Source organism: Mycobacterium sp. Dal123C01, assembly GCF_052566995.1.
The window spans coordinates 2,678,699-2,704,031 of the sequence record NZ_CP199580.1 but is presented as its reverse complement, the minus strand read 5'-3'; the positions used below and the strand labels follow the sequence as shown (position 1 = coordinate 2,704,031).

General features: G+C 66.5%; 25 protein-coding genes and 1 pseudogene. 13 read left to right on the top strand and 13 right to left on the bottom strand.

Annotated features, from left to right (window positions below; genetic code table 11):
• Positions 1–29 precede the first annotated feature (29 nt).
• Both ACTXG5_RS12990 and ACTXG5_RS12985 read left to right on the top strand, forming a co-directional pair.
• Complete coding sequence (locus ACTXG5_RS12990; RefSeq protein ID WP_445164025.1) at positions 30–896, top strand: SDR family NAD(P)-dependent oxidoreductase; 867 nt, start codon at positions 30–32, stop codon at positions 894–896.
• A 115-nt stretch (positions 897–1,011) separates the two neighbouring features.
• Entirely contained in the window at positions 1,012–1,842 is an 831-nt protein-coding gene (locus ACTXG5_RS12985; RefSeq protein WP_445164024.1) for an SDR family NAD(P)-dependent oxidoreductase, read from the top strand.
• Between the two features lie 4 nt (positions 1,843–1,846).
• Here the strand turns inward: ACTXG5_RS12985 and ACTXG5_RS12980 are convergent, their stop codons facing one another.
• The 3 genes from ACTXG5_RS12980 to ACTXG5_RS12970 all read right to left on the bottom strand — a co-directional run bounded on the left by ACTXG5_RS12980 (position 1,847) and on the right by ACTXG5_RS12970 (position 4,959).
• Positions 1,847–2,725 carry a glycine betaine ABC transporter substrate-binding protein gene (locus tag ACTXG5_RS12980; protein ID WP_445164023.1) on the bottom strand — a complete coding sequence of 293 codons (879 nt, stop codon included), beginning with the start codon at positions 2,723–2,725 and terminating at the stop codon, positions 1,847–1,849.
• Entirely contained in the window at positions 2,722–3,885 is a 1,164-nt protein-coding gene (locus tag ACTXG5_RS12975; protein WP_445164022.1) for an NAD(P)-dependent malic enzyme, read from the bottom strand. The genes ACTXG5_RS12980 and ACTXG5_RS12975 overlap by 4 nt, the downstream gene beginning before the upstream one ends.
• Positions 3,886–3,969: 84 nt before the next feature.
• A complete protein-coding gene (locus tag ACTXG5_RS12970) occupies positions 3,970–4,959 on the bottom strand; it encodes a malate dehydrogenase (RefSeq protein WP_445164021.1) in 990 nt (329 codons plus the stop codon).
• A 163-nt stretch (positions 4,960–5,122) separates the two neighbouring features.
• Between ACTXG5_RS12970 and corA the strand changes: the two genes are divergently transcribed.
• Positions 5,123–6,223, top strand: a complete 1,101-nt coding sequence (corA, locus tag ACTXG5_RS12965; RefSeq protein WP_445164020.1) for a magnesium/cobalt transporter CorA — start codon at positions 5,123–5,125, stop codon at positions 6,221–6,223.
• A gap of 37 nt (positions 6,224–6,260) precedes the next feature.
• Here the strand turns inward: corA and ACTXG5_RS12960 are convergent, their stop codons facing one another.
• The 6 genes from ACTXG5_RS12960 to ACTXG5_RS12935 form a co-directional block, all read right to left on the bottom strand.
• Positions 6,261–6,875 carry a suppressor of fused domain protein gene (locus tag ACTXG5_RS12960; RefSeq protein WP_445164019.1) on the bottom strand — a complete coding sequence of 205 codons (615 nt, stop codon included), beginning with the start codon at positions 6,873–6,875 and terminating at the stop codon, positions 6,261–6,263.
• A complete protein-coding gene (locus ACTXG5_RS12955; protein ID WP_445164018.1) occupies positions 6,872–8,053 on the bottom strand; it encodes an ABC transporter ATP-binding protein in 1,182 nt (393 codons plus the stop codon). Before ACTXG5_RS12955 ends, ACTXG5_RS12960 begins: the two co-directional genes overlap by 4 nt.
• Before the next feature lie 4 nt (positions 8,054–8,057).
• Complete coding sequence (locus ACTXG5_RS12950; protein ID WP_445164398.1) at positions 8,058–8,882, bottom strand: carbohydrate ABC transporter permease; 825 nt, start codon at positions 8,880–8,882, stop codon at positions 8,058–8,060.
• A gap of 4 nt (positions 8,883–8,886) precedes the next feature.
• Complete coding sequence (locus ACTXG5_RS12945) at positions 8,887–9,807, bottom strand: carbohydrate ABC transporter permease (RefSeq protein ID WP_445164397.1); 921 nt, start codon at positions 9,805–9,807, stop codon at positions 8,887–8,889.
• 17 nt (positions 9,808–9,824) lie between these two features.
• Positions 9,825–11,177 carry an extracellular solute-binding protein gene (locus tag ACTXG5_RS12940; RefSeq protein ID WP_445164396.1) on the bottom strand — a complete coding sequence of 451 codons (1,353 nt, stop codon included), beginning with the start codon at positions 11,175–11,177 and terminating at the stop codon, positions 9,825–9,827.
• 75 nt (positions 11,178–11,252) lie between these two features.
• On the bottom strand, positions 11,253–11,780 hold the full coding sequence (locus ACTXG5_RS12935; RefSeq protein ID WP_313864152.1) for a general stress protein: 528 nt from the start codon (positions 11,778–11,780) through the stop codon (positions 11,253–11,255).
• Between the two features lie 86 nt (positions 11,781–11,866).
• Between ACTXG5_RS12935 and ACTXG5_RS12930 the strand changes: the two genes are divergently transcribed.
• From ACTXG5_RS12930 to ACTXG5_RS12910, 5 genes and pseudogenes are all read left to right on the top strand, one after another.
• Positions 11,867–12,427, top strand: a complete 561-nt coding sequence (locus ACTXG5_RS12930) for a DUF4190 domain-containing protein (RefSeq protein WP_445164017.1) — start codon at positions 11,867–11,869, stop codon at positions 12,425–12,427.
• A 59-nt stretch (positions 12,428–12,486) separates the two neighbouring features.
• Positions 12,487–13,801, top strand: a pseudogene (locus ACTXG5_RS12925) (magnesium transporter MgtE N-terminal domain-containing protein).
• A complete protein-coding gene (locus ACTXG5_RS12920; RefSeq protein ID WP_445164016.1) occupies positions 13,794–14,303 on the top strand; it encodes a DUF1003 domain-containing protein in 510 nt (169 codons plus the stop codon). Before ACTXG5_RS12925 ends, ACTXG5_RS12920 begins: the two are co-directional and overlap by 8 nt.
• A gap of 162 nt (positions 14,304–14,465) precedes the next feature.
• The gene (locus ACTXG5_RS12915; protein ID WP_445164015.1) at positions 14,466–15,893 is read left to right on the top strand and encodes a lytic transglycosylase domain-containing protein; all 1,428 of its coding nucleotides are present in this window, start codon (positions 14,466–14,468) and stop codon (positions 15,891–15,893) included.
• Between the two features lie 45 nt (positions 15,894–15,938).
• Complete coding sequence (locus ACTXG5_RS12910) at positions 15,939–17,096, top strand: Mrp/NBP35 family ATP-binding protein (RefSeq protein WP_445164014.1); 1,158 nt, start codon at positions 15,939–15,941, stop codon at positions 17,094–17,096.
• A gap of 24 nt (positions 17,097–17,120) precedes the next feature.
• Here the strand turns inward: ACTXG5_RS12910 and tatB are convergent, their stop codons facing one another.
• From tatB to sigE, 4 genes are all read right to left on the bottom strand, one after another.
• Positions 17,121–17,501, bottom strand: a complete 381-nt coding sequence (gene tatB / locus ACTXG5_RS12905; RefSeq protein ID WP_445164013.1) for a Sec-independent protein translocase protein TatB — start codon at positions 17,499–17,501, stop codon at positions 17,121–17,123.
• Positions 17,502–19,016, bottom strand: coding sequence for a serine protease HtrA (htrA, locus tag ACTXG5_RS12900; RefSeq protein WP_445164012.1), 1,515 nt, complete (start codon positions 19,014–19,016; stop codon positions 17,502–17,504).
• 158 nt (positions 19,017–19,174) lie between these two features.
• Complete coding sequence (rseA, locus tag ACTXG5_RS12895; protein ID WP_445164011.1) at positions 19,175–19,570, bottom strand: anti-sigma E factor RseA; 396 nt, start codon at positions 19,568–19,570, stop codon at positions 19,175–19,177.
• Between the two features lie 117 nt (positions 19,571–19,687).
• Positions 19,688–20,443, bottom strand: coding sequence for an RNA polymerase sigma factor SigE (gene sigE, locus ACTXG5_RS12890; protein WP_445164010.1), 756 nt, complete (start codon positions 20,441–20,443; stop codon positions 19,688–19,690).
• 202 nt (positions 20,444–20,645) lie between these two features.
• Here sigE and ACTXG5_RS12885 point away from each other — a divergent pair, with 202 nt between their 5' ends.
• The 5 genes from ACTXG5_RS12885 to ACTXG5_RS12865 all read left to right on the top strand — a co-directional run bounded on the left by ACTXG5_RS12885 (position 20,646) and on the right by ACTXG5_RS12865 (position 25,309).
• Positions 20,646–21,314: an O-methyltransferase gene (locus tag ACTXG5_RS12885; RefSeq protein ID WP_445164009.1), complete on the top strand. Its 669-nt coding sequence runs from the start codon at positions 20,646–20,648 to the stop codon at positions 21,312–21,314.
• A gap of 144 nt (positions 21,315–21,458) precedes the next feature.
• Positions 21,459–22,097, top strand: a complete 639-nt coding sequence (locus tag ACTXG5_RS12880; RefSeq protein WP_445164008.1) for a TetR family transcriptional regulator — start codon at positions 21,459–21,461, stop codon at positions 22,095–22,097.
• Positions 22,087–23,007: an ABC transporter ATP-binding protein gene (locus ACTXG5_RS12875; RefSeq protein ID WP_445164007.1), complete on the top strand. Its 921-nt coding sequence runs from the start codon at positions 22,087–22,089 to the stop codon at positions 23,005–23,007. The genes ACTXG5_RS12880 and ACTXG5_RS12875 overlap by 11 nt, the downstream gene beginning before the upstream one ends.
• Positions 23,007–24,638, top strand: a complete 1,632-nt coding sequence (locus ACTXG5_RS12870) for an ABC transporter permease (RefSeq protein ID WP_445164006.1) — start codon at positions 23,007–23,009, stop codon at positions 24,636–24,638. The genes ACTXG5_RS12875 and ACTXG5_RS12870 overlap by 1 nt, the downstream gene beginning before the upstream one ends.
• Positions 24,635–25,309: a methyltransferase family protein gene (locus tag ACTXG5_RS12865; protein ID WP_445164005.1), complete on the top strand. Its 675-nt coding sequence runs from the start codon at positions 24,635–24,637 to the stop codon at positions 25,307–25,309. Before ACTXG5_RS12870 ends, ACTXG5_RS12865 begins: the two co-directional genes overlap by 4 nt.
• The last annotated feature ends 24 nt before the right edge of the window (positions 25,310–25,333 follow it).

Genomic DNA, 25,333 nt, shown 5'->3' with positions numbered 1-25,333 from the left:
GGATGGGGCGGACTTGAGAAAGGGTGCACATGTCAAAGTTCGCCGGCAAAGTCGCCGTGGTCACTGGCGCGGGTTCGGGTATCGGCCAGGCGCTGGCCGTCGAGCTCGCCCGTTCCGGTGCGAGCCTGGCGATCAGCGACGTTAATGCCGAGGGACTGGCGCAGACCGAGCAACAGCTGAAGGCCATCGGCGCTCCGGTCAAAGTCGACCGACTCGACGTGACCGAGCGCGAGGCCTTCCTGGCCTACGCCGACGCGGTCAACGAGCACTTCGGCAAGGTCAACCAGATCTACAACAACGCCGGCATCACCTACATCAGCACCATTGAGTTCAGCCGGTTCAAGGACATCGAACAGGTGATGGACGTCGACTTCTGGGGTGTGGTCAACGGCACCAAAGCCTTTCTCCCACACTTGATCGCGTCCGGGGACGGCCACATCGTCAATATCTCCAGCGTGCTCGGGTTGATGGCGCTGCCGGGTCAGCCCGCCTACGTCTCGGCCAAGTTCGCCGTCCGCGGCTTCACCGAGGCGCTGCGCCAGGAGATGGTGGTGGCCGGCTACCCGGTGGGGGTGACCGTGGTACACCCGGGCGGCATCAAGACCTCTTTCGGTACCAACGCCGTCATCGCCGAGGGCATGGGACTCGACCAGGACCAGGTCCTCGAAAACTTCGACCAGCAGGTGGCCAAGACCACTCCGGAGCAGGCCGCCCGCGCCATCTTGGCCGCGGTGGGTAAGAACAAGGGCCGGGTGCTGATCGGCTCGGACGCCAGAGCCGCGGACCTGATGGTGCGGCTGTTCGGTGCGCGATACGGCGAGCTGATGTTCGGCGGCCCGACCCGGCTGGGCCGATTGGCGACCTTCGTACGCGGGCTCCTCGCGCGCAAGTCCTGATACCCGGATTCCGGCGCGGCCCAGCAGACCTCCCGCTTCGCCAGCCACCCGCTGCTACCCGGGACCGCTGGTACCGGTAACCTGGCGGCAAGTGTGGACACGAGGGAGGGTGCACATGCAGGGTTTCGCTGACAAGGTCGCCGTGGTCACTGGCGCGGGTTCGGGTATCGGCCAGGCGCTGGCCGTCGAACTCGCCCGCTCGGGTGCCAAGCTCGCGATCAGTGACGTCGATACCGAGGGACTGGCGCAAACCGAGCAACAGGTGAAGGCCATCGGCGCTCCGGTAAAAACCGATCGACTCGACGTGACCGAGCGCGAGGCCTTCCTGGCCTACGCCGACGCGGTCAACGAGCACTTCGGCAAGGTCAACCAGATCTACAACAACGCCGGCATTGCGTTCACCGGCGACATCGAAGTCAGCCAGTTCAAGGACATCGAACGGGTGATGGACGTCGACTATTGGGGCGTCGTCAACGGCACCAAGGTCTTTCTCCCCCACCTGATCGCGTCCGGGGACGGCCACGTCATCAACGTCTCCAGCGTGTTCGGGTTGTTCGCCGTGCCGAGTCAGGCGGCGTACAACGCGGCCAAGTTCGCCGTCCGCGGCTTCACCGAGGCGCTGCGCCAGGAGATGGTGGTCGCCGGCCACCCGGTGCGGGTGACCACGGTGCACCCGGGCGGCATCAAGACCGGGATCGCGCGCAACGCCACCGCCGCCGAGGGAATCGACGCGGCACAGCTGGCCAAGGTGTTCGACAAGCGGATGGCCAGCACCACCCCGGAGCGAGCCGCACAAGTCATCTTGGCGGGCGTTCGCAAGAACAAGGCTCGGGTGTTGGTCGGCACGGACGCCAAGGTCCTGGATCTGTTGGTGCGGCTGACGGGCCCGGGATATCAGCGGTTATTCGGCCCCGTCGCGCACCGGTTCACTTCGACCAAGCGATAGGTCCTCAGCGCCCCAGCGGGTGTTCGGCGAGCCATCCGCCGGCGACCGCCTGCGGATCTGCTCCGCCGGCGACTTGGCGGCGCATGTCGGCCAGGGCCGCGGTGTCCAGCACGCCCGCCACTTCGTTGATCGCCAGCACCTGCCGATCGGTCAGCACGTTGCGGCGGTAGAGCGGCACCACGTTCTGCGCCCGGATCAGCGCGGGTTTGCCGTCGACCAGTGGCACCAGATCCCCCGGAGTCGCGGGGTCAGCGGTGGTGGTCCACCCCGCGGTCACTTCCCCCGCGCGCACCGCCGCGAACATCGTTGTCTCATCCGGGAATTCGCGCGGAGCGGGCGGTCGGCAGGTGCCGACCAACGCAGGCGCTTGGCGGCCGGTGACGATCCCGACAGCCAGCCCATCGCAGTGTTTTCCCAGCGTGCTCAGATCCGCGCTGCGGTCCTGGCCACCCCAGGCTTTGGCGGTGGATTGCGTCACCAGCAGCACGGGTTTGTCTTCTGCAGCCGTGGCGTAGTCCCCCGCGGCGACGCCCTCGGGTAGCGCCGACACCATCTCGCGGTAGACCTGCGCGTCCGACAGCGCCATGGCGCCGGGTTGCAGAGTCTGCAACGTCTGGCCGGTGAAGGCGGGAGTGACGGTGAAGGCGCCGGAGTCCAGTTGGGCCATCGGGTCCGGCGCGGTCTCGGGTTGCGCGGCGAAACCGTAGGACCGCAGCGCCGCGAGGTAGACGGCGGCCAGCAGCCTCGAGAAGGCGTCGTTGGTGGAACCGACCACCAGTGCGGGCACGCCGCGATGGTCGCCGGCTCCGCCCGTACAGCCGGCGCAGAACGGGACAGCGAGCGCGACGGCGAGCAGAAGCGCAGCCAGCTTGCCGGTTTTCACTCCGCGCTGTCTGCCACCGCTTGGGCCACTGCCGGGCCGACGCGCAGGTCCAGCGGGCTCGGCACGATCCGGTCGGGCGCGAGGTCGTCGCTCACGACGGCGAAGATCGCCTCCGCTGCGGCCACCATCATCTTTTCCGTGATCCGCCGCGCCCCGGCATCCAGCGCGCCGCGGAATACCCCGGGGAACGCCAGCACATTGTTGATCTGGTTGGGGAAATCGCTGCGACCCGTGGCCACCACGGCGGCGTATTTGGCCGCGACGTCGGGGTGGATCTCGGGGTCGGGGTTCGACAGCGCGAACACGACGCAATCGGGCGCCATGGTGGCGATCAGCTCCTCGGGGACGACACCGGCCGACACCCCGAGAAACACGTCGGCCTCCTTGAGCGCTTCCACCATGCCGCCGGTGAGACCGCGGGGATTACTGCTGCGCGCCAGATCGGTCTTGACGATGTTCATATCCTCGCGGCCGGCATGCAGGATGCCGCGCGAATCGAGCACCGTGATGTCCGAAACCCCCATGGCGAGAAGAAGTTTCGAGCAGGCAACACCCGCGGCCCCGGCGCCCGAGACCACCACCCGCATCGAGCCCATATCGCGGCCGAGCAACTTGCTGGCGCCCATCAGCGCCGCCAGCACGACGATCGCCGTGCCGTGCTGGTCGTCGTGCATCACCGGGCAGTCCAGCGCTTCGATGACTCGTCGTTCGATCTCGAAGCAGCGGGGCGCGGAGATGTCCTCGAGGTTCACGGCGCCGAAGGTGGGGCGCAGTCGTACCAGGGTTTCGACGATCGCGTCGGGATCCTTGGTGTCCAGCACGATCGGGATCGCGTCCAGATCGGCGAACTGCTTGAACAGCGCGCACTTGCCCTCCATCACCGGCAGCGCCGCGGCCGGTCCGATGTCGCCGAGACCCAGGACCGCGCTGCCGTCGCTGATCACGGCGACCAGCCGGTTCGCCCACGTGTAGCGGTCGGCCAGGGTGTGGTCGGCGGCGATCGCCCGACTGACCTGCGCGACGCCGGGAGTGTAGGCGATCGACAACGCGCGCTGCGTGTCTAGCGGGGCCTTCATCCCGACCGAAAGCTTCCCACCTACGTGGGCCTCGAAGATCTCGTCGTCACCGATGACGAGCTGTGGCGGCACGATTTCGGACACGCGCCCAGGGTACTGACTAACCCATTAGTAGCCCTAATCGACTGGGTCTGACCAGTGGTGACGCGCTGACTCTGCCGGTGGGCCTCAGATCAGACCGAGCTCGGTCACCGCTTTGCGCTCGTCGGCCAATTCGGCGGTGGTCTTGTCGATCCGGGCGCGGGAGAAGTCGTCGATCTCCAGGCCGCTGACGATCGTCCAGTTGCCGTCCTTGGTGGTCACCGGGAACGACGACACGATCCCCTCCGGCACCCCGTAGGAACCGTCCGACAGGACGGCCATCGACACCCAGTCGTCCTTCGGGCTGCCCAGCAGCCAGGACCGGGCGGCGTCGACGGTCGCCGAGGCGGCCGAGGCCGCCGACGAGGCGCCGCGCGCATCGATGATCGCCGCGCCGCGCTTGGCGACGGTCGGGATGAAATCGTTCTCGATCCAGTCCTGGTCGTTGACGACCTCGGCCGCGTTCTTGCCACCGACCTCGGCGTGGAAGATGTCGGGGTACTGGGTGGCCGAGTGATTGCCCCAGATGGTGATCTTCTTGATGTCGGTGACGGCGGCACCCGTCTTCTTGGCCAGCTGCGAGATCGCCCGGTTGTGGTCCAAACGGGTGAGCGCCGAGAAACGCTCACTGGGGATGTCGGGTGCGTTGCTCAGCGCGATCAGCGCGTTGGTGTTGGCCGGGTTGCCGGTCACACCCACGCGGACGTCGTCGGCGGCGACGGAGTTCAGCGCCTTGCCCTGGGCGGTGAAGATCGCGCCGTTGGCCGAGAGCAGGTCGCCGCGCTCCATGCCCGGGCCGCGCGGCCTGGCGCCCACCAGCAGGGCCAGGTTCACACCATCGAAGATCTTGTTCGCGTCCGCACCGATCTCGACACCCGCCAGCAGCGGAAACGCGCAGTCATCGAGCTCCATCACGACGCCCTCGAGGGCCTTGAGCGCGGGCTCGATCTCGAGCAGCCGCAGCTCGATCGGGCGATCCGGCCCCAGCAGCGAGCCGCTAGCGAGGCGGAACAACAGGCTGTAGCCGATCTGGCCGGCGGCGCCGGTGACGGCGACCTTCAGAGGACTTGCGCTCACTTCGATTTACTCCTTGGACAGAGAGTTTCGGTCGTGCTCGAAACTAGCGCACCCGCGGGTTTCCCCGGCGCGCGGCCACCACACACTCTTCATGCTGCGTTCTGGCCGAACGCGTAGCATTGAGCACCGCTTGGCCAGACCTGCGCTGCGATAGGAGGTTGAGGTGTTCGAGGGTTTCGACGCATTACCGGAAGCGCTTCGAACGATCGCGCACGAACCGGAACCACAACCCGCTGCTGAACCACCTCCCCCACACGAAGCCCTGATCGACTGCGCGGTCTACGTCGCAGGTCAGCGGCTGCCCGGGAAGTTCACCTACGCCGCCGCACACAGCAAAGTGCAGCAGATCGAAATGTTCGGGAACGAAGCGTTCGTCTGGGTTGGTCTGCACGAGCCGGACGAGACCCAGATGACAGAGGTCGCAGAGGTCTTCGGGCTGCACCCACTGGCTGTCGAAGACGCCGTGTGCGCCCATCAACGACCCAAGCTGGAGCGCTACGACGACACGCTGTTCCTTGTGCTGAAGACCGTCAACTACGTCCCGCACGAATCGGTGGCGCTGGCGCGAGAGATCGTGGAAACCGGCGAGGTGATGATCTTCGTTGGCAAGGATTTCGTGGTCACGGTCCGCCATGGCGAACACAGCGGGCTGGCCGACGTGCGCAAGCGGATGGAAACCGACATCGAGCAGCTGGCGCTGGGCCCGTACGCGGTCATGCACGCGATCGCCGATCACGTGGTGGATCACTACCTCGAGGTGTCCACGCTGGTGGAAGCCGATATCGACAGCATCGAGGAAGTGGCGTTTGCCCCGGGCCGCAAGCTCGACATCGAACCGATTTACATGCTCAAGCGTGAGGTCGTCGAACTACGCCGTTGCGTCAACCCGCTGTCTATCGCATTCCATCGAATCCAGGTGGAATACAAGGAATTGATCTCCAAGGAATTGCGGCGCTACCTGCGCGACGTCGGCGACCACCACTCCGAGGCCGCAGACCAGATCGCCAGCTACGACGACATGCTCAACTCGCTGGTGCAGGCGGCGCTGGCCCGCGTCGGCATGCAGCAGAACAACGACATGCGCAAGATGGCCGCCTGGGCCGGTATCGCGGCGCTGCCCACCGCGGTTGCCGCGATCTACGGGATGAACTTCCATTTCATGCCCGAGCTGGACTGGACGTGGGGTTACCCGGGGGTCATGGCCTTTATGACGGTCTCCTGCCTGATCCTGTATTTCCAATTCCGCAGGAACAACTGGCTTTAACTCTGCCGAGTCTGCGCTCCGGAGCGGTCGCAACACGTCAGTTCGGTTGTGCCGCACGGCGATTCGGGTCCAGCACGTCCACGCCGTCGCTCTGCCAGGCCTGTCGCATGGCCTCGGCGCCCTTGAGCCGCACCCACGCCGCCTCGGTCGCGGTGATCGGCGTCGCCGACAGAAAAGTCACCGGGTCACGCGGCGGCTCCGGCGGTAGATCCGGAATGTCGCTGCGGCCCAACAGGACAGCTGTGAAGGGCACTCGTCGCGATGGCCATGCCCACAGCGGCGAGCCGAGGTCGATCAGTGCGTCGACGCCGAGCACCACACCGTCGACCGCCGGCGAAGCGGCTAGTATCGCCACGCTGCGGGCAATACCGGTGGCCGGTCCGGGATCTCGCAGGCACAGCGCAACCTCGGCGCGCGGGCCGTGGTGGCGATCGACGACGATTTCGGTGGGATCACCCATCGGATGGCGCGAGCATCCCAGCGACACGTACTGCACCAATCCGTCCGCGCAGCGGAACCGCTGCACCTCAATGGGTTCGGTACCCAAAAACGTCACGCTCGCCGAATCGGGCTCACCCCACTCCCCGGTGGCGCCTGCCTTGGTGAAGTAATCGCGCAGGTGTGCCCGCACCTGGTCCAGGATTTGTGTCACTGGGCTGCGGGTGCCCCGGCGACGGTCAGGTTCGTTCCGGAGTCGGCGTCGAAGACGGCGAGCTTCCCGGTGTCGAAGGCCAATTCGACCGACTGACCGATGGCAGCCTTGGACTCGGCGGGAACCCTTGCCACAAACTGGTTTTCGACTACCTCAGACTCGGCGGCCAGCTCGTCGAGCTGCGCTGAATGCACGTCGCACCCCGCGGTGGTGAAGTACACGTACTTGTCGGCCCCCAGCGATTCGACCAGCTCCACCCTCACCTCGAGGGTTGTCGCCCTGATGCGCTGATAGCCGTCGATCAGGGCGGCATCGGCCAGATGTTCGGGCCGCACCCCGACGATGACGTTTTCCGGTTTCGGGTGCGCCGCGATCACTTCCAGGACTTCCGGCGTCAGCATCACCTCACCGAAGGGCAGGGTCAGTCCGGTCGGCGTCAGTGTGCCGGGGAAGAAATTCATCGGAGGCGAGCCGATGAACCCCGCGACAAAGAGATTCGCAGGACGCTCGTACAGCTCCTCGGGAGTGCCGATCTGCTGCGCAACTCCCCCGTGCATCACCACCACGCGGTCGCCCAGCGTCATCGCCTCGGTCTGGTCGTGGGTGACGTAGACGGTGGTGGCGCCCAGCCGGCGCTGCAGCCGGGCGATCTCGCCGCGCATCTGCACCCGCAGCTTGGCGTCCAGGTTTGACAGCGGCTCGTCCATCAAGAACGCCTTGGGGTGGCGCACGATGGCCCGGCCCATCGCGACCCGCTGCCGTTGCCCACCCGACAACTGGGAAGGCTTGCGGTCCAGAAGCTCGGTCAGGTCGAGGATTTTGGCCGTCTCGGAGACCTTCTGGGCGATATCGGCTTTTTTCATCTTCGCCAGGGTCAGCGGAAACGCGATGTTCTGCCGAACGGTCATGTGCGGATACAGCGCGTAGGACTGAAACACCATCGCGATATCGCGGTCCTTCGGCGCCTTCTCGTTGACTCGTTCGCCGCCGATGCGCAGCTCGCCCGACGAGATATCCTCAAGTCCAGCAATCATATTCAGCGTCGTGGTCTTGCCGCAGCCGGACGGGCCGACCAGGATCAGGAATTCGCCGTCGGCGATGGTGAGGTTCAGGTCTTTCACCGCCGTCATCCCGTTGGGGTAACTCTTGTTGACGTGCTCCAGCACGATCTCGGCCATCGCGTTATCCCTTCACGGCGCCTGAGGTCAACCCGGCGACAATCCGTCGTTGGAAGATTAGAACAAACACGATGATCGGGATCGTAATCACAATGGCACCGGCCGCGATAGATCCAGTTGGTTCCTCGAATTGCGAACTGCCGGGGAAGTTCGCGATCGCCACCGGCGCGGTGATCGCTGCCTTGGTGGCGGTCAGCGACAACGCCAGCAGCAGGTCGTTCCAGGCGAAGATGAACACCAGGATCGCCGCGGTCACCAGTCCGGGCGCCGCCAGCGGCACGATGATCTTGCGGAAGGCCTGCCCCGGCGTCGCGCCGTCCATCTTGGCCGCCTTCTCCAGATCCCAGGGGATCTCCCGGAAGAAGGCCGACAAGGTGTAGATGGCCAAGGGCAAGGCGAAGGTGATGTAGGGCAGGATCAACCCGGGCCAGGTATCGAAAAGCCCCACGGCGCGCTCGATTTCGAACAGTGGCGTCACCAGAGAGATCGCCGGGAACATGGTGATCAGCAGCGTGCAACCAACCAGCACCCGTTTGCCGGGAAAGTTCAGCCGCGCGATCGCATAGGCCGCCATCGCGCCCAGCAGCACCGCGATCGCGGTGGCGATCAACGCGATGCCGACGGAGTTGATCAGAGCCGAAGTGAAGAAGTCGCCCCGGAAGATACCGCGATAGTTCTCCAGCGTCACCGACGACGGAATCAGCTTGCCGTCCTTGACAGTTGACGTCGGTTTGAGTGACAGGCTGAGAATCCAGAGCACCGGAAGCAGCGCGTAGACCACGACCGCGGTGTTGATGACGGCCCATATCGCGGTGCGCCGCGCGCCCATCAACTCAGCGTTCATCGACGTCACCACCCGGTGCCGCGGCGCCGAACACCTTGATGAAGATGAGCGCGATGACGCCGACGCAGACAAAGATCAGCACGCTGATCGCCGAGCCCAGGCCGACGTTGAAGCCTTCGAACAGGTTGTCGTAGCCCAGGATCGACACCGAGCCGGTGTTGTTGTTGCCCTCGGTCAGCACATAGATGTTGTCGAAAATGCGGAAGGCGTCCAGGGTCCGGAACAACAGCGCAACCACGACCGCCGGCTTGATGATCGGCAGCATGATCCTGGTCAGTCGCCGCCAGGCGCCGGCGCCATCGACCTGCGCGGCTTTCAGCAAATCCTCTGGCACCAGCGCCAACCCGGCCAGCAACAGCAGCGACATGAATGGCGTCGTCTTCCAGACCTCGGCGATGACGACGATGCCCAGCGACGGGATCTGTTGGGTCAGCGGCGCACTGCCCTGCGGCAGCAGGTTGGCCAGGTAGCCGGTTCCCGGCGTCCACGCGTAATACCAGCTGTAGGAGGCGACCACCGTCACGATGCCGTAGGGGACGAGCACCGCGGTGCGAACCAGCCCCCTGCCGATCAGGGTGTGGTGCATCACCAGCGCCAGCGCCAGGCCGAGCACGAATTCGATCGACACCGAAACCACCGTGATAGCCAGCGTCACCAACAGCGCTGTCCACCAATAGCGGTCGGTCAAGATCGTTTGGTAATTGCCCAGGCCGATGAACCTGGTGTCGCTCGGGGTGGCCAGATTGTTGTGCTGCAGGCTCAGCCAGATGCTGTAACCGATCGGATAGGCCGTCACCGCCAGCATCAGGGTCGCCGCGGGCGCGACGAGAATGAAGGCCAGTCGCTGCTCGGGCGGGCGATTCCAGATCCGCCTGGCGATCTCGACGGGGGTGTGCTCGAGTGCGCGCAGTCGGGGCGCCAGTGCGATCACGGGAGCAGCCCCTTCCCGTCGATGGCCTTCTGCACCTCGGTGGTGAGCTCGTCGGCCGTGCGCTCCGGGTCGATCTCGGTGATGGGGTTCAACGTCGTGGCCAGTCGAATTCCGACCGCTTGGTAGGCCGGTGTTGCGGGACGCACCGCGGCATCGGTCAGCTGCTGGCGAATGATCGTGTACATCGGATACTTGACCTGGAATTGCGGGTCGGAGTACAGCGACGTCCGGACCGCGGGCAGACCGCCTTCGATCGAGATGAACTTCTGATTCTGCAGGCTGCGCAGGCATCTGATGGCTTCAAACGCCTCGGCTTTATGACGAGTCGTGCTGGCCACCGCCAGGTTCAGCCCCCCGATCGTCACCTTGGCCGGCCGGCCCGGCACCACGCCGGGGTAGGGCGCAAAGCCGAAGACCTTTTCGCTGGCCTGATAGGCGATGCGGAATTGCTCGTCGTTGGGCACGAAAGTGCCGAACTGATTGATGCTGCCGGCCAGCGCCGGATTCTGGTTGAGCGGCAGGAAGTTCACGCCACCCTTGACCGCGTTCTGGAGCAGCGACGCGAGCACAAACGGCCAGTTGACTTCGAGTGCGGCCCTGCCCTGTTCGACCGCCAACCGCGCCGTGCTCTCGTCGGTTCGGGTGATCGACGGGTCGGCTCCCGGCGCGGTGGCCACCGCCTTGAGGATCCGCAGGGCGGTGACGGTGGCGGCCCGGTGCGCGGGGGTATCGGTCAGGGTGACGTGCTGGCCGTCTTCGGAGAGCACCTGGCCACCGGCGCTGGCCAGCAGCGTGTTGAACCACACCACCAGACCCTCGCCCTGATTGGCCTGCACAGCGATCCAGCCAGGCTGACCGGTGGCGTGCAATCGAGCTGCCTCGGCCACCATACCATTCCAGTCGTGTGGCGGTTGATGCACCAGATCTGCTCGGTACCACAGCAATTGGGTATTGGTCGTGATGGGTGCGGCATACAAGCGGTGCTTCCAGCCGGCGGTCGCCAGCGGACCCGGCAGGGTATCGACGGCTGCGTCGTCCTCGGCCTGTCCGGCCGGGTCGTCGGACAGCGGCAGCACCCAGCCCGCCTCGGCGAACTCCGCGGTCCAGATGACGTCCAGCGACATCACGTCCAGCGTGCGATCACGACCGGCAAGCCGGCGGGCGTACTGCAACCGCTGCGCGCCGGGGGCTCTGGGGAGGCTGACGTGCTGGACGACGAACCGGCCGTGGGAGTCCTGGCTGCAACGTCGGGCAACTTCGGCGAACGTCGCGCCGTCGGCGGCCGGCGTGTAGAAGGTGATCACCAGCCCGTGCTGGCCCGACCCACAGGCCGATAGCGCCGACACCATGGTCAGAATCGCCAGCACGACTGCGCTTACTCGGCGCGCGCGCTCGCGGCGACTCACCACAAAAGCATCCGGCCGTCAGATCGCCAGGCGCGCAAGCAAATCCCGAGCCTTCTCGGCATTCTGCGGATCGCAGAGTACGTCGTACCGGCCGGCTACCAACTGCATCGTTGAGCTGAAATCCCTTGTGCCACGGGCCATTGCGTAAGGAACCGCGGAGGTGATCAGCCCGAAGAACACCCCGGCAACCAGACCCGTCGCCAGCGCACCCCACGGGCTGGGGCTGAAGAAGCCCAGCACCAACCCGATGAACAGCCCGAGCCAGGCCCCGCTGAGCACGCCACCGCCCAGCACTTTGGGCCACGTCAGCCGACCGGTGACCCGTTCAACCTGCATCAAATCGACGCCGACGATGGTCACCTGTTGGACCGGGAACTGCTGTTCGGATAGGTAGTCGACGGAGCGCTGTGCCTCGGCGTAGGTGGGGTAAGACCCCACCGGCCAGCCTTTGGGCGGAGTCGGCAACTGCGGCACACCGCGACGGCCCCCGGCCGCGCCGGAGGGCGTTGCGCCGGGGACTTGGCCAGGCTGGAAAGGACTAGTCATCAGCGCTCATTCTCCTCCGCCGTGGCCATAGTTTCACCTCGGCCCTCCCACCCTATCGAGGCGACCTGCAAGCTAGGTTGAACACCATGACAGCTCCCGGCGGCGAAGACGCGGCTGATCCGCACGCGGCCGGTGGGCAGTACCCGCAGCAGCCGGGGTGGGCAGCCCCCTGGAATCCGCCCGCATCGCCGCCACCAGCCAACTATCCGCCCCCGCCGTATCCGCCGCCCGACTATCCGGTCGACTACCCGGGCACCCCGCCCTTCGGCTACCAGCAGCCGCCCAGCTACGGCGACCCCTACCCGGCGGGGCCGTCGCAATTCAGTGGCCCACCGCCGGGCTATGGGTCCCCGTCATATCCCGGCGCCTATTACCCGACGCCGGATTATCAGCGCGATTACTGGCCGCAGGACGCCGTCCAGTCGGGGACCAACGGGCTGGCGATCGCCTCGCTGATCTCATCGTTCACCGGCTTGTTCTGCTGCATCGGCGGGGTCGTGGCCATCGTGCTGGGCACGATCGCGCTCGACCAGATCAAACGAACGCGGCAAGACGGCTACGCCCTGGCCGTCGCCGGCATAGTGATCGGCATCGCGACCCTGATCGTGGCTCTGATTGTGATGATTTTTGCGGTGCATTCCCATTAATGGGGCTCGCCCGAGCCGGCTAGCTGCCATCGCGCAACCGGCTGCTTAGGCTCTCTTCCATGGCATCGGTCAACAGGGTGTACGTCGCGCGGCTGGCGCGGATGTTGGTGTTGGGGCCAATGGGCGAAAACTTCGGGCGCATCCGCGATGTCGTGATCAACATCGGCATTGTCCGTCAGCAGCCGCGGGTATTGGGGCTGGTTGTCGATTTGGCGACCCGCCGCAGCATCTTCATCCCGATTCTGCGGGTCGCCGCGATCGAGCCAAATGCGGTGACGCTCAACACCGGAAGCGTGTCCCTGCGCCACTTCGAACAACGTCCCGGCGAGGTCCTGGCGATCGGTCAGATACTCGACACCCCGGTCACGGTCAACGACCCCGAACTACCGGAGCTGGCCGGGCGCGACGTCATGATCACCGACCTGGGCATCGAGCAATCCCGAACCCGCGACTGGCTGGTGACCCGGATCGCCGTGCGCACTCAGCGTCGCCTTGGACGGCGCGGGCCCGCGCACGTGGTCGATTGGCAAAGCGTGCACGGATTGACGCCATCGGCGCTAGCGATGCCGGGCCAGGCGGTGGCGCAACTCCTCAACCAGTTCGAGGGACGCCGCGCGGTCGACGTGGCGGACGCCATCCGCGGCCTGCCGGCCAAGCGACGCACCGAGGTGTTCAAGGCCCTCACCGACGAACGGTTGGCCGACATCCTGCAGGAGTTGCCCGAGTCGGAGCAGGCCGATGCGCTGTCGCAGCTGGGCACCGATCGCGCGGCCGATGTGCTGGAGGAGATGGACCCCGACGATGCCGCCGACCTGCTCGGTGAGCTGAACCCGACGGATGCCGAGCTGCTGCTGGCCCGGATGGATCCCGGCGAATCCGCCCCGCTGCGAAGGCTTTTGAAGCATTCTCCGGACACCGCGGGCGGATTGATGACCTCCGACCCGGTGGTACTGACCGCGGACACCACGGTTGCCGAGGCCCTGGCACTGGTCCGCGATCCCGACCTCACCCCCGCGCTGTCGTCAATGGTGTTCGTGGCGCGCCCACCGACGGCCACGCCCACCGGGCAGTACCTCGGCTGCGTCCCGCTACAGCGCCTCCTTCGCGAGCCGCCGAGCGAGTTGGTCGGCGGGATCGTCGACAGTGACCTGCTCACCCTGACCCCGGAGACCTCGCTGGCCGCCGTGACGCGCTACCTCGCCGCCTACAACCTGGTGTGCGGACCCGTCGTCGACGACCAAAGCCACCTGCTGGGGGCGGTGACCGTGGACGACCTGCTCGATCACCTACTGCCGCACGACTGGCGCGCGCACGCCCAAGAGGTGACCGCCGGCATCGGAGGCGCCGACCCAACCGAGGGGGTCTCGTGAGTAAACCCTCGGCACCGCGTCGGCTGTACACCCCGCGGACATCGCGCGGGATCTCACTGCGCCTGGACCCCGAGACGGTCGGGCAGAGCACCGAGGCCATCGCGCGGTTCTTCGGTACCGGCCGCTACCTGCTGATACAGACCATGATCGTGATCGTGTGGATCGCGGTGAACCTGATCGCGGTTGAAGCGCGCTTCGACCCGTACCCCTTTATCCTGCTCAATCTGGCCTTCTCCACGCAGGCCGCCTACGCCGCCCCGCTGATTCTGCTCGCGCAAAACCGTCAAGAGAACCGGGACCGGGTCACGCTCGAAGAAGATCGTCGCCGCGCCGCGCAGACCAAGGCCGACACCGAGTATTTGTCCCGTGAGCTGGCGGCACTGCGGCTGGCCATCGGCGAGGTCGTGACCCGCGAATACCTGCGCGATGAGCTGGACGAACTGCGCGCCCTGCTGACCGAGCGGAACCCGCACATCCCGGCCGAGGAGCCCAGGACGCGCCGGTGACGGTGGGGGGCGGAGCACTAAGGAATCCCCATGAATAGCAAATCCACCATTGCGCCACTCCCGTCACAAGGGTTATGTATGGTGATCGAGGTCACGATGCTAAGAAGAGGTTTCCGGCAGCTCACATGGGTTCCCGACACCCAAAACACTTAGGACGGTGGAGTGCGCAAAGGGGGTCGCTTGGGTGCACGCTCGGCCGTCGCGTCGGTGCGGAAGTGGGGGCTTCCGATAACTCGGGCACAGGCATTCAGCGTGGCGGTGATCAGTCCGCTGGTGTTCGCGGGCGCCGTCGGCGCCACGCCTGAGCCGTTACACAAGAAGAGCCCCATTCCGTCGGTGCACACCGTCATCACCCCGGTCGCCGCCGTGTCCCCGACGGACCCCGACCTCTCTGGACCGGTGGTCATCGCGATCGACCGGGCGCCGACGGCCTTCCACGTCGCGGCGGGCGCCGCATCGGCACCCCCGCCACCGAGGGTCGTGAATGCGCCTGGCGCACTGGGCATTCCGACGATGGCACTGTCCGCCTACCGCAACGCCGAACTGAAGATGGCCATCGCCGAGCCGGGCTGCGGCGTCAGTTGGAACTTGCTCGCCGGCATCGGACGCATCGAGTCCGGGCACGCAAGTGGGGGTGCCGTCGACGCGCGCGGCACCGCGGTCACCCCGATCTACGGTCCCTCGTTGGACGGCTCGTTGCCCGGCAACGAGGTCATCATCTCCAGCAGCGCCGGCAATCGCCTCACCTACGCCCGCGCGTTGGGGCCCATGCAGTTCTTGCCCGGCACCTGGGCACGCTATGCCTCCGACGGCGACGGCGATGGTGTGGCCGACCCGCAGAACCTGTTCGACTCCACGCTGACCGCGGCCCACTACCTGTGCAGCGGCGGGCTCAACCTGCGCGACCCGGCCCAGGTCATGGCCGCGATCCTGCGTTACAACAACTCGACGCCCTACGCCCAGAACGTGCTGGGCTGGGCCGCGGCCTACGCCACCGGCGTGGTCCCGGTCGACCTGCCGGCGATCACCGGACCGCCACCCCCGCTCGGCAATGCCCACGACGAGCATCCCGAGGGTCTGGGGCCCGGCCTACCGATGAACATGATCGGCCTGCCGATGGACGATCCGATGGCGCGGATGCCGCTGATCGACTTGACCGGTCAACAGCAGCAGCCGGTCAGTCCGCCGCCGATGTTCCCCTGGATGGCGCCCGCCAGCCCGCCACCGGTGCAGGGGCACATGCCTGGGTGCACGGTGATCTGCATCAGTTCGCAAACCGCGCCGGCGGGTGGACCGCAGCCGTTTGGGCCACTAGCCCCGCCCCCGCAGCCGTTTGGACCGCTAGCCCCGCCGCAGCCGTTTGGCCCGCTAGCCCCGCCGCCGCCACCGAACGCCGCCCCGCCCTGGGCGCCGCAGGCCGCACCACCGCCGGTCGCACCACCGCCGGCCCCACCGCTGCCGAATCCACCGGCCGGCCCGCCCGGTAGTCCTCCCCTGGCCGCAGCGCCAAGCCCGGTGGTCGGAGCGCCGAACGCCTCGCCATCGCCTAAGCCCGCGAGCCCGGCCGCGGTGCCCGCGCCGCCAGCCTGACGCCTGCCCGCTGGTAGAAAGCCAAGCCGCCTACACTCGGCGGTAATGCCTCGTCATGACCCCCCTGGTTCGCAAGCCGACCGCAGCGCTGCCATCCGCACCGCCCTGGGCAAGGTGATCGACCCCGAATTGCGGCGTCCCATCACCGAACTCGGGATGGTCAAGAGCATCGATATCGACTCCGACGGCGGGGTGCACGTCCAGATTTACCTGACCACCGCCGCCTGCCCGAAGAAGACCGAAATCAGCGAGCGCGTCAGCCAGGCCGTCGCCGACGTCCCCGGTACCGGGGCGGTGAAAGTCAGCCTGGACGTGATGAACGACGAGCAGCGCACCGAGCTGCGCAAGCAGTTGCGCGGCGACGCCCGCGAGCCCGTCATCCCGTTCGCCCAGCCCAGCTCGCTGACCCGGGTATACGCGGTCGCGTCCGGCAAGGGCGGCGTCGGGAAGTCGAGCGTCACGGTCAACCTGGCCACGGCGATGGCCACCCGCGGCCTGTCGGTCGGCGTGCTCGACGCCGACATCCACGGCCATTCCATCCCCCGGATGATGGGCACCACCGACCGGCCCACCCAGGTCGAGTCGATGATCCTGCCGCCGATCGCGCACGAGGTGAAGGTCATCTCGATCGCCCAGTTCACCGAGGGCAACACCCCGGTGGTGTGGCGCGGGCCGATGCTGCACCGGGCGTTGCAGCAGTTCCTGGCCGACGTCTATTGGGGGGACCTGGACGTGCTGCTCATGGACCTGCCGCCGGGCACCGGCGACATCGCCATCTCGGTGGCTCAGCTGGTCCCCAACGCGGAAATCCTGGTCGTGACCACGCCGCAGTTGGCCGCCGCCGAGGTCGCCGAGCGGGCCGGCAGCATCGCGCTGCAAACCCGTCAGCGCATCGTCGGGGTCGTCGAGAACATGGCCGGGCTCGTCCTGCCGGACGGCTCAACCCTGCAGGTGTTCGGGGAGGGTGGTGGCGCGCAGGTCGCCGAGCGGCTCTCCCGCGCGGTCGGCGCCGACGTTCCGCTGCTGGGTCAGATCCCGCTGGACCCGGCGCTGGTGGCCGCCGGTGACGCCGGCGTCCCGATCGTGCTGAGCGCACCCGATTCGCCGGTGGGCAAGGAATTGCGCAGTATCGCCGACAAGCTCTCGTCGCGACGGCGTGGATTGGCAGGCGTGTCGCTGGGGCTTGACCCAACCCCGCACTAATTCAAACTCAGGTCTGATGGCCCGCTAGGTCGCGTCGGTATCGAACGGCGCAGGCGCGTGCTGCTCGGCGCCGTTTTGCACGGTATTCGGCGCGCCGTTGGCGGGCGGCCGGTCGAAATTCCCGGTGAGGAATGAGTCGTCGCCGTCCAGCAGGTGCCTGGTCAGCGCCGCGCGCGGCGTCATCCCCCGCAGCTTCTGCAATTCGCTGAGGGGTCCGCGCAGATCGTCGAATTCGGGTCCGATGTCCTCGCGCAGTTGGCTGGTGACGCCGCTGAGGTAGTCGCGGGCTTGCCGGAGCGAGGTCGACGTCCACCGGATCGCACCCGGAAGCCGCTCGGGCCCAAGGATTACCAGCCCGACCACCACGAGGACCAGGATGTGCTCCCAGCTCAGGTTCCCGAACATCTAGCCGTTATCGGGGTCGGGTTTGACGGTCAGGGTGACGTTGCGGCCATCACGCACCACCTCGATCGGAGAGTCCTGCCCGATGGTCAGCTGCCGCACGGCGACGACGAACTCGTCGGCGTCGGCGACCTTACGGCTACCGACCTTGACGATGACGTCGTTTTCCAGGATTCCGCCCTTTTGCGCCGGGCTGCCCGCCTTGACGTTGGCGACCTGGGCACCGGCAGCGATCGAGTTGCTCACCGACCGGGTGCTGACACCGAGGGTCGGGTGCACGATCTTTCCGTCTTTGATCAGAGTCTGGGCAACTATCTTCGCCTCGTTGACCGGGATCGCGAAGCCCAGCCCACTTGCGCTGTCCGACAACGACTTTCCGGCGGTGTTAATGCCGATCACCTGGGAATCCATGTCGATCAGCGGGCCGCCTGAGTTGCCGTGGTTGATCGAGGCATCCGTTTGCACCCCGTCGATGACGGTGTCGGTGTCAGATCCCTCCCCCGACAACGGGACGGGACGGTGCAGCGCGCTGATGATGCCGTGCGTCACGGTGCTGCGCAGCCCCAGCGGCGCACCCGCCGCAAGAACCTCGTCACCGACGCGCACCTTGTCGGAATCACCGAGCCGGGCCACGCTCAGGTTGTCGACGTTGTCGACCTTGAGCACGGCCAGGTCGGTCTTGGGGTCGCGGCCTACCAGGTTGGCGGGCACTTCCTTACCGTCGTTGAACACCACGGTCGTCTTGAATTGGCTGGGATTGTTGGCGGCCTCGGAGATCACGTGATTGTTGGTGACGATGTAGCCCCGACCGTCGATGACGACGCCGGAACCCTGCATGCCTTCCTGGTCGCTCTTCGACTCGATGGTCACCACCGCGTTGGCGGTGGCGGCCGCCACCTTGGCGAAGCGGCCCGCCGGCTCTTCGGTGTTGCCGCCGGTCGCCAACGTCACCTTCGAGGTGGTGAAGGCGTCGACGACCTCGGCCGTCTTGCGACCGATCACCCCGCCGATAACGCCGATGCCCAACGCGATAGCCAGCAGGACGGCTAGGGCGAGGTAGGACACCTTCCTGCCGAAGAGGACGTCGCGGACGCCGAGCTTGCCGCCGTACCCCAACGCGGTGCGCGAAGTGGCGGTGGGAACTGCCGGGCTGCCCAGCGCCGCCGCGGCCCCCGGGTCCCGCCACGGGTCGTCAGATTCGTCCTGATCGAACCCGTTCTGCTCGGCCGCCAGTGCGCTGGCGTCGACGGGGTGGCGCTGCAGGGTCTCGGTACCGCCGACGGGCCGGCTGAATGCTTCCTGCAGAACCGGGTCGCGGCTTTGATCGTGTGGACTGAACTCGGCTTGGTCCCGGAACTTCTGTGGCCGCACTCGTTCCGCGACAAACGATCCCTGCAGACCATCGGGACGACCGAATGCCTGACGCGATGCCGGGTCGACCGGCGGCCGGGAAATGGGGCGCGGCGCCAGGCGGTTGCCTCCGTTGTCGCCGCCGTCGTTGCCTTGGTCGGAGGTCACGTTACCCCTTTTGAATCCGCTACTTGTGTGCTCGAGACAGGCCTCGCACAGGGCCCCTGTCCAGGGCGAGCACCAGGCACGGCATTGGTCGTGTCCACCCTAGTATCCACGGTTGCTGATCGGTCGGCTTGAACCCACGGGACAGGGCAACGCGCCTGCTACCCGCGCTTACGCTGGTCGCGCACATCGCGGTCAGCGAAACGGTCGGACGCCTGCGATGGCGTGTCGTCGGACGGGTAGTGCGGAATCTCCGACAGCATTCCCAGCAGCGTGCTCGGGATGCGGATCGGGTGGGAGTCGCGCAGCGCCGCACGCGCCCGGCCCTGGTCGTCGACCTCGGCCGCGCATTCCGCGCACAGCGAGAGGTGGTGGGCGGCCCGCAGGTGCGCGTTCATCCGCAGCTCACCGTCGACGAATGCCGCGATCGCCTCGATCGAAAGGTGCTCGGTCGAACCGAATTGACGCGGCGCACCCACCGGGGCATCACTCTGGGAGGCGAACTGCGCGGGGAGCCAGGAGAACACGCGGCGGAACACATGTCCCCGGTCGGCCATCACCAGCTCCTTTCGCTGCCACGTATCCCTCGAATGTAGCGCGACAAGGTGCCCAGCACCGCTATGCATCTCGCGAAATCGCATGATTATCGGCCCGAAAGCCGTGCTTCAACCGCCCTAAGCGGACTTGGCGTGAGTTTCGGGCTCGGAGTGCGCGGCCAAATAGTCGCGCAGCGCCTGGCGTCCGCGGTGGATCCGGCTGCGCACGGTGCCGAGCTTGACGCCCAGCGTGGCGCCGATCTCCTCATAGGACAGACCTTCGATATCGCACAGCACCACCGCGGCGCGAAACTCCGGCGGCAACGAATCCAGGGCAGCCTGCAGGTCGGGCCCAAGGTGCGCATCGTGGTAGATCTGCTCGGGATTGGGCTCGTCGGCCGGCACCCGGTCGTAGTCCTCCGGCAAGGCTTCCATCCGGATGCGGGCACGCCGGCGCACCATGTCGAGGAACAAGTTGGTGGTGATGCGGTGTAGCCAGCCCTCGAAGGTCCCGGGCTGATAGTTCTGGACGGACCGAAAAACCCGGATGAAGGTGTCCTGGGTCAGGTCTTCAGCATCTTGCTGGTTGCCGGCGAGCCGATAGGCCAGCCGGTACACCCGGTCCGCATGCTGACGGACCAACTCGTCCCAAGACGGCATCGTCGTCTTGTCCCCGGTCGCGTCGAATACGGCTGTGCCCTGCAAGCCATCCACCGGCTCGACCCATTCGTCGTCCGGGCACTCCTGAGCATGCGACATGCTGCTCGGGCTTAAGAGAGTGGTACTGATCAAATCCTCCGAATAATTTGCCCTGCCCACTGGCGGCAGTTCATTATTCGCGGCAACACGTAGTTGCCAGTCCGTATTCCCCACCCAACGTCCTCCACGTTCCATACCGTCACCGTCGCGTATCGGCGTATGCCAGATATAGGAGCAGTCTGAGGTTTGGCTGAGAAACCAGATCGTTACACGGCATAAGCAGGGCAAATCCGGGGCGGAGTGACTTAGGCCGCGTCAGGTGTCCCGGGCGTGTCGGAAACGGGTGGTCTCAGGCGCGCCTGACGGACCGCGCCCCGACATGGAATACGCTGCGGACATGGACGGCACCGTCGACGAAACCCCCGGCCAGGCGGACCCCAGTCGAGCCGAATCGCTCTCCGCGCATGCCGAGAATTCGATATCCGAGGACGCGATCCTGGCAAGCGCCCGCGAACGCTCGGTGGACATCGGTGCTCGGGCGGTTACACCCGCGGTCGGCGCGCTGCTGAGCCTGCTGACCAAGCTCAGCGGCGGTAAGGCGGTCGCCGAGGTGGGAACCGGCGCCGGGGTCAGCGGGCTCTGGTTGCTGTCGGGGATGAGCGACGACGGGGTGTTAACCACGATCGATATCGAGCCGGAGTATCTGCGGCTGGCCAAGCAGGCTTTCTCCGAGGTCGGGATCGGCCAGTCGCGCACCCGGTTGATCAGCGGCCGCGCTCAAGAGGTCCTCACCCGGCTCGCCGACGAGTCCTATGACCTCGTGTTCATCGACGCCGACCCGATCGATCAGCCGGATTACGTCGTCGAGGGCGTGCGGTTGCTGAGATCCGGCGGGATCATCGTGGTGCACGGCTCGGCGCTGGGCGGGCGGGCCGGTGATCCCGCGGCGCGGGACGCCGAGGTCGTCGCGGTCCGGGAGGCGGCCCGCCTGATCGCCGAGGACGAGCGGCTGACACCCGCGCTGGTACCGCTCGGTGACGGCGTCTTGGCCGCGGTCCGCGACTAGCCGGCACCTTGCCGCTGCGCCGCGCGGTACCGCTGTGGCCGGTGTGACCTCACACGGCGACTCATCCACCCGCTCACTTCTTTACGCATTCCTTACGTCGCGCCTCCTTGACCTTCGACTGAACATGCGTTTAGTGTTCTGAACATGCGTTCAGCCGACCTGACCGCCGCCGCTCGGATCCGCGATGCGGCGATCGAGCAGTTCGCCCAGCACGGCTTCGCCGTCGGGCTGCGCACCATCGCCGAGGCCGCGGGTGTGAGCGCGGCACTGGTCATTCATCACTTCGGCTCGAAGGAAGGCCTGCGCAAAGTGTGTGACGACTACGTCGCCGAAGAGATCCGCAATAGCAAGTCGGAGGCGCTCACGTCCAACGATCCGGCCAGCTGGCTGGGGCAGATGGCGGAGATCGAGTCCTATGCGGCCCTGACAGGTTACGTGGTGCGCAGCCTGCAGACCGGCGGTGACCTGGCGATGATGTTGTGGCAGAGAATGATTGAAAATGCCGAAGAGTACTTTGCCGACGGTGTGGCGGCCGGAACCATCAAGGCCAGCCGCGATCCGCATGCCAGGGCCAAGTATCTGGCCATCACCTCGGGTGGCGGCCTGCTGCTCTATATCCAAATGCATCCAACCCCAACAGATTTGCGGGCGGTCCTTCGCGACTACGCCCGCGATATGGTGCTGCCCGCGCTGGAGATCTACACCGACGGGTTGATGTCCGACCGCACCATGTACGACGCATTTCTGGCCGCAGAAGATCAAGGAGGATCCCATGTCAGCTGACCACGTCGCCCCCATCGAAATCCGCAACCTCACCAAGAACTTCGGTGCGGTGCGGGCGCTGGACGGCCTTGACCTGACGGTGCGTCAAGGTGAGGTGCACGGCTTTCTCGGCCCCAACGGCGCCGGCAAGTCCACCACCATCCGCGTCCTGTTGGGCCTGGTGAAAGCCGACAGCGGAACAGTAAGGCTGCTGGGCGGCGATCCGTGGACCGACGCCGTCGGATTGCACCGCCAAATCGCCTACGTGCCGGGCGATGTCACGCTGTGGCCGGCACTGACCGGCGGTGAGACCATCGATCTGCTGGCCCGGATGCGCGGCGGCATCGACGACGCACGCCGCCGGGAGCTGATCGAACGCTTCGACCTCGACCCGACCAAGAAATCGCGCACCTACTCCAAGGGCAACCGCCAAAAGGTCTCCCTGATATCCGCCTTCTCGTCGCAGGCCGGCCTGCTGCTGCTGGACGAGCCCAGCAGCGGCCTGGACCCGTTGATGGAGAACGTGTTTCAGCAGTGCGTCGCCGAAGCCCGCGACCGTGGCGTCACGGTGTTGCTGTCCAGCCACATCCTGGCCGAAACGGAAGCGCTATGCCAGCGGGTGACCATCATTCGGGCCGGCAAGACCATCGAGAGCGGAACGCTGGATTCGATGCGGCATCTGAGCCGGACCTCGATCAAGGCCGAAATGACCGGCGATCCAGGCGATCTCACTCGAATCAAAGGGGTCGAGGACGTCACCGTCGAGGGCAACACGCTGCGCGCGCAGGTCGACAGCGAAAGCCTCGGGGAACTCATTCGGGTGCTGGGCGACGCTGGGGTGCGCAGCCTAGTCAGTCAGCCACCGACGCTCGAGGAGCTCTTCCTGCGCCATTACGACACCGGACGCAGCGGAAAGAGGGTTTCAGCGTAATGAGCACCGTAACCTTGGCTCGCCCGGAACACTCTGCACCGCAACGCGGTTCGAATTTCGCGGGAACCCTGGGGATGCTGCGCCTCTATCTGCGCCGCGACCGGGTGTCGTTACCGCTGTGGATGCTGCTGCTGTCGCTGCCGTTGGCGACGGTCTACATCGGAAGCATCGAGAAGGTCTACCCCACCCAAGTCGCCCGGGCCGGATTCGCGGCGACCATCATGGCCAGCCCGGCCCAGCGTGCGCTCTACGGGCAGGTCTACAACGACAGCCTTGGCGCGGTGGGCATCTGGAAAGCCGGGATGTTCCACGTGCTGATCGCGGTGGCGGTCATTCTCACGGTGATCCGGCACACCCGCGCCGACGAGGAGAGTGGCCGGACCGAACTGGTCGACTCGACCGGGGTGGGACGGTATGCCAGTCTCACTGCGGCGCTGATCTTGTCGTTCGGGGCCTCGATTGGCACCGGTGCGATCGGCGCGGCGGGATTGCTCAGCACCAGCGTCCCGCGTGGTGGATCGCTGGCATTCGGGGCCGCGCTGGCCGGCTCCGGCCTGGTGTTCACGGCAGTGGCCGCGGTGACCGCGCAGCTGTCGGCGAGCGCACGATTCGCCCGCGGCGCCGCCTTCGCCGTGTTGGGGGCCGCGTTCACGCTGCGCGCCGTCGGCGACGCCAGCTCCGGCGCCTTGTCGTGGCTCTCCCCGCTGGGCTGGTCGCTGCAGGTGCGACCCTACGCGGGCGATCACTGGTGGGTGCTCGGGTTGCATCTGCTGACGGCCGCCGTGCTCACCGCCGTGGCGTATCGACTGCTCGCCGGCCGCGACGTCGGCGCCGGACTCGTCGCCGAGCGTGCCGGTCCCGCCGCCGCCGCGCCGGCGTTGAGCAACGTCTTCGGGTTGGCCTGGCGGCTGGATCGTGGGGCGCTGCTGCTGTGGACGGTGGGCCTGTGCCTGTACGGCCTGGTGATGGGCAGCGTGGCGCCCGGCATCGGCGACCAGATCGGCGGCGGCGTGGCGCGTGACATCGTCGCGCGGATGGGCGGCACCACTGCTTTGGAGCAGGCCTTCATCGCGGTGGCGTTCACCATGATGGGCATGGTGGCAGCGGCGTTCGCGGTCTCGCTCACCCTGCGACTGCACCAGGAAGAATCCGGCTTGCGAGCCGAGACGACGCTGGCCGGGGCGGTGTCGCGAACTCGTTGGCTGGCAAGCCATTTGGTGGCTGCCCTGCTCGGGTCCGCGGTGGCGATGCTGGCTGCGGGCGTGACGGCCGGACTCCTCTACGGAGCCGCAGCCGACGACGTCGGCGGCAAGTTGGCGATGGTCCTCGGAGCCGCAGCCGTCCAGTTGCCGGCCGTCTGGCTGGCGTCGGCCGTGGCCGTCGGGTTATTCGGTCTGGCACCACGGTTCATGCCAGTGGCCTGGGGCATACTGATCGCGTTCATCGCCTTGTACCTGATCGGTTCGTTGGCGGGTTACCCGCAGTGGGTGCTTGATCTCGAACCCTTCGCGCACGTTCCGCGGGTTGGCAGCGACTTCACCATCGTGCCGGTGCTGTGGCTGCTGGCCGTCGATGCGGCGCTGATCGCGTTGGGGGCCATGGCATTCCGGCGTCGGGATCTCCGCTCATGAACACCGGCGTTCGAGCGACCTCATCCTCGGTCTTCGGGCTGGCCATCTTGGCCTTGCTGCTGTTCCTGCCGGCCGGCGCGCTCAACTATTGGCAGGCATGGGCTTTCATCGCCACCACCCTGGTGGTGACGATCTTCCCGAGCATTTACATCGCCCGGACAAACCCGGCGGCGCTGCAGCGCCGGATGCACGGTGGCCCACGGGCGGAAGCCAGACCACTGCAGAAGATCGTGATCACCAGCGTGTTCGTGGACCTCATCGTGATGCTGGCGTTTAGCGCATACGACCACCGGATGGGCTGGTCGCAGCCGCCCGACTGGGTGTGTCTGCTCGGCGATGTGCTGGTAGCGACCGGACTCGGTATCGCCATGTTGGTGATCATCCAGAACGGCTATGCCGCCGCCACGGTGACGGTGGAGACGGGTCAGAAGGTGGTCTCCTCCGGCGTCTACACGTTCGTCCGGCACCCGATGTACGTCGGCAACGTGATCATGATGGTCGGTGTACCCCTGGCACTGGGCTCGTACTGGGGACTTTTGTTCGTCCTCCCAGGCGTGGCGGCCCTCGTCTTTCGGATCCGCGACGAGGAAACGATGCTCTCCCAGGAATTGGCCGGCTACCGCGAGTACGCACACGACGTGCGCTACCGGCTGCTGCCCTACGTCTGGTAGCGCGAGGAGCTAGACCGATGATGA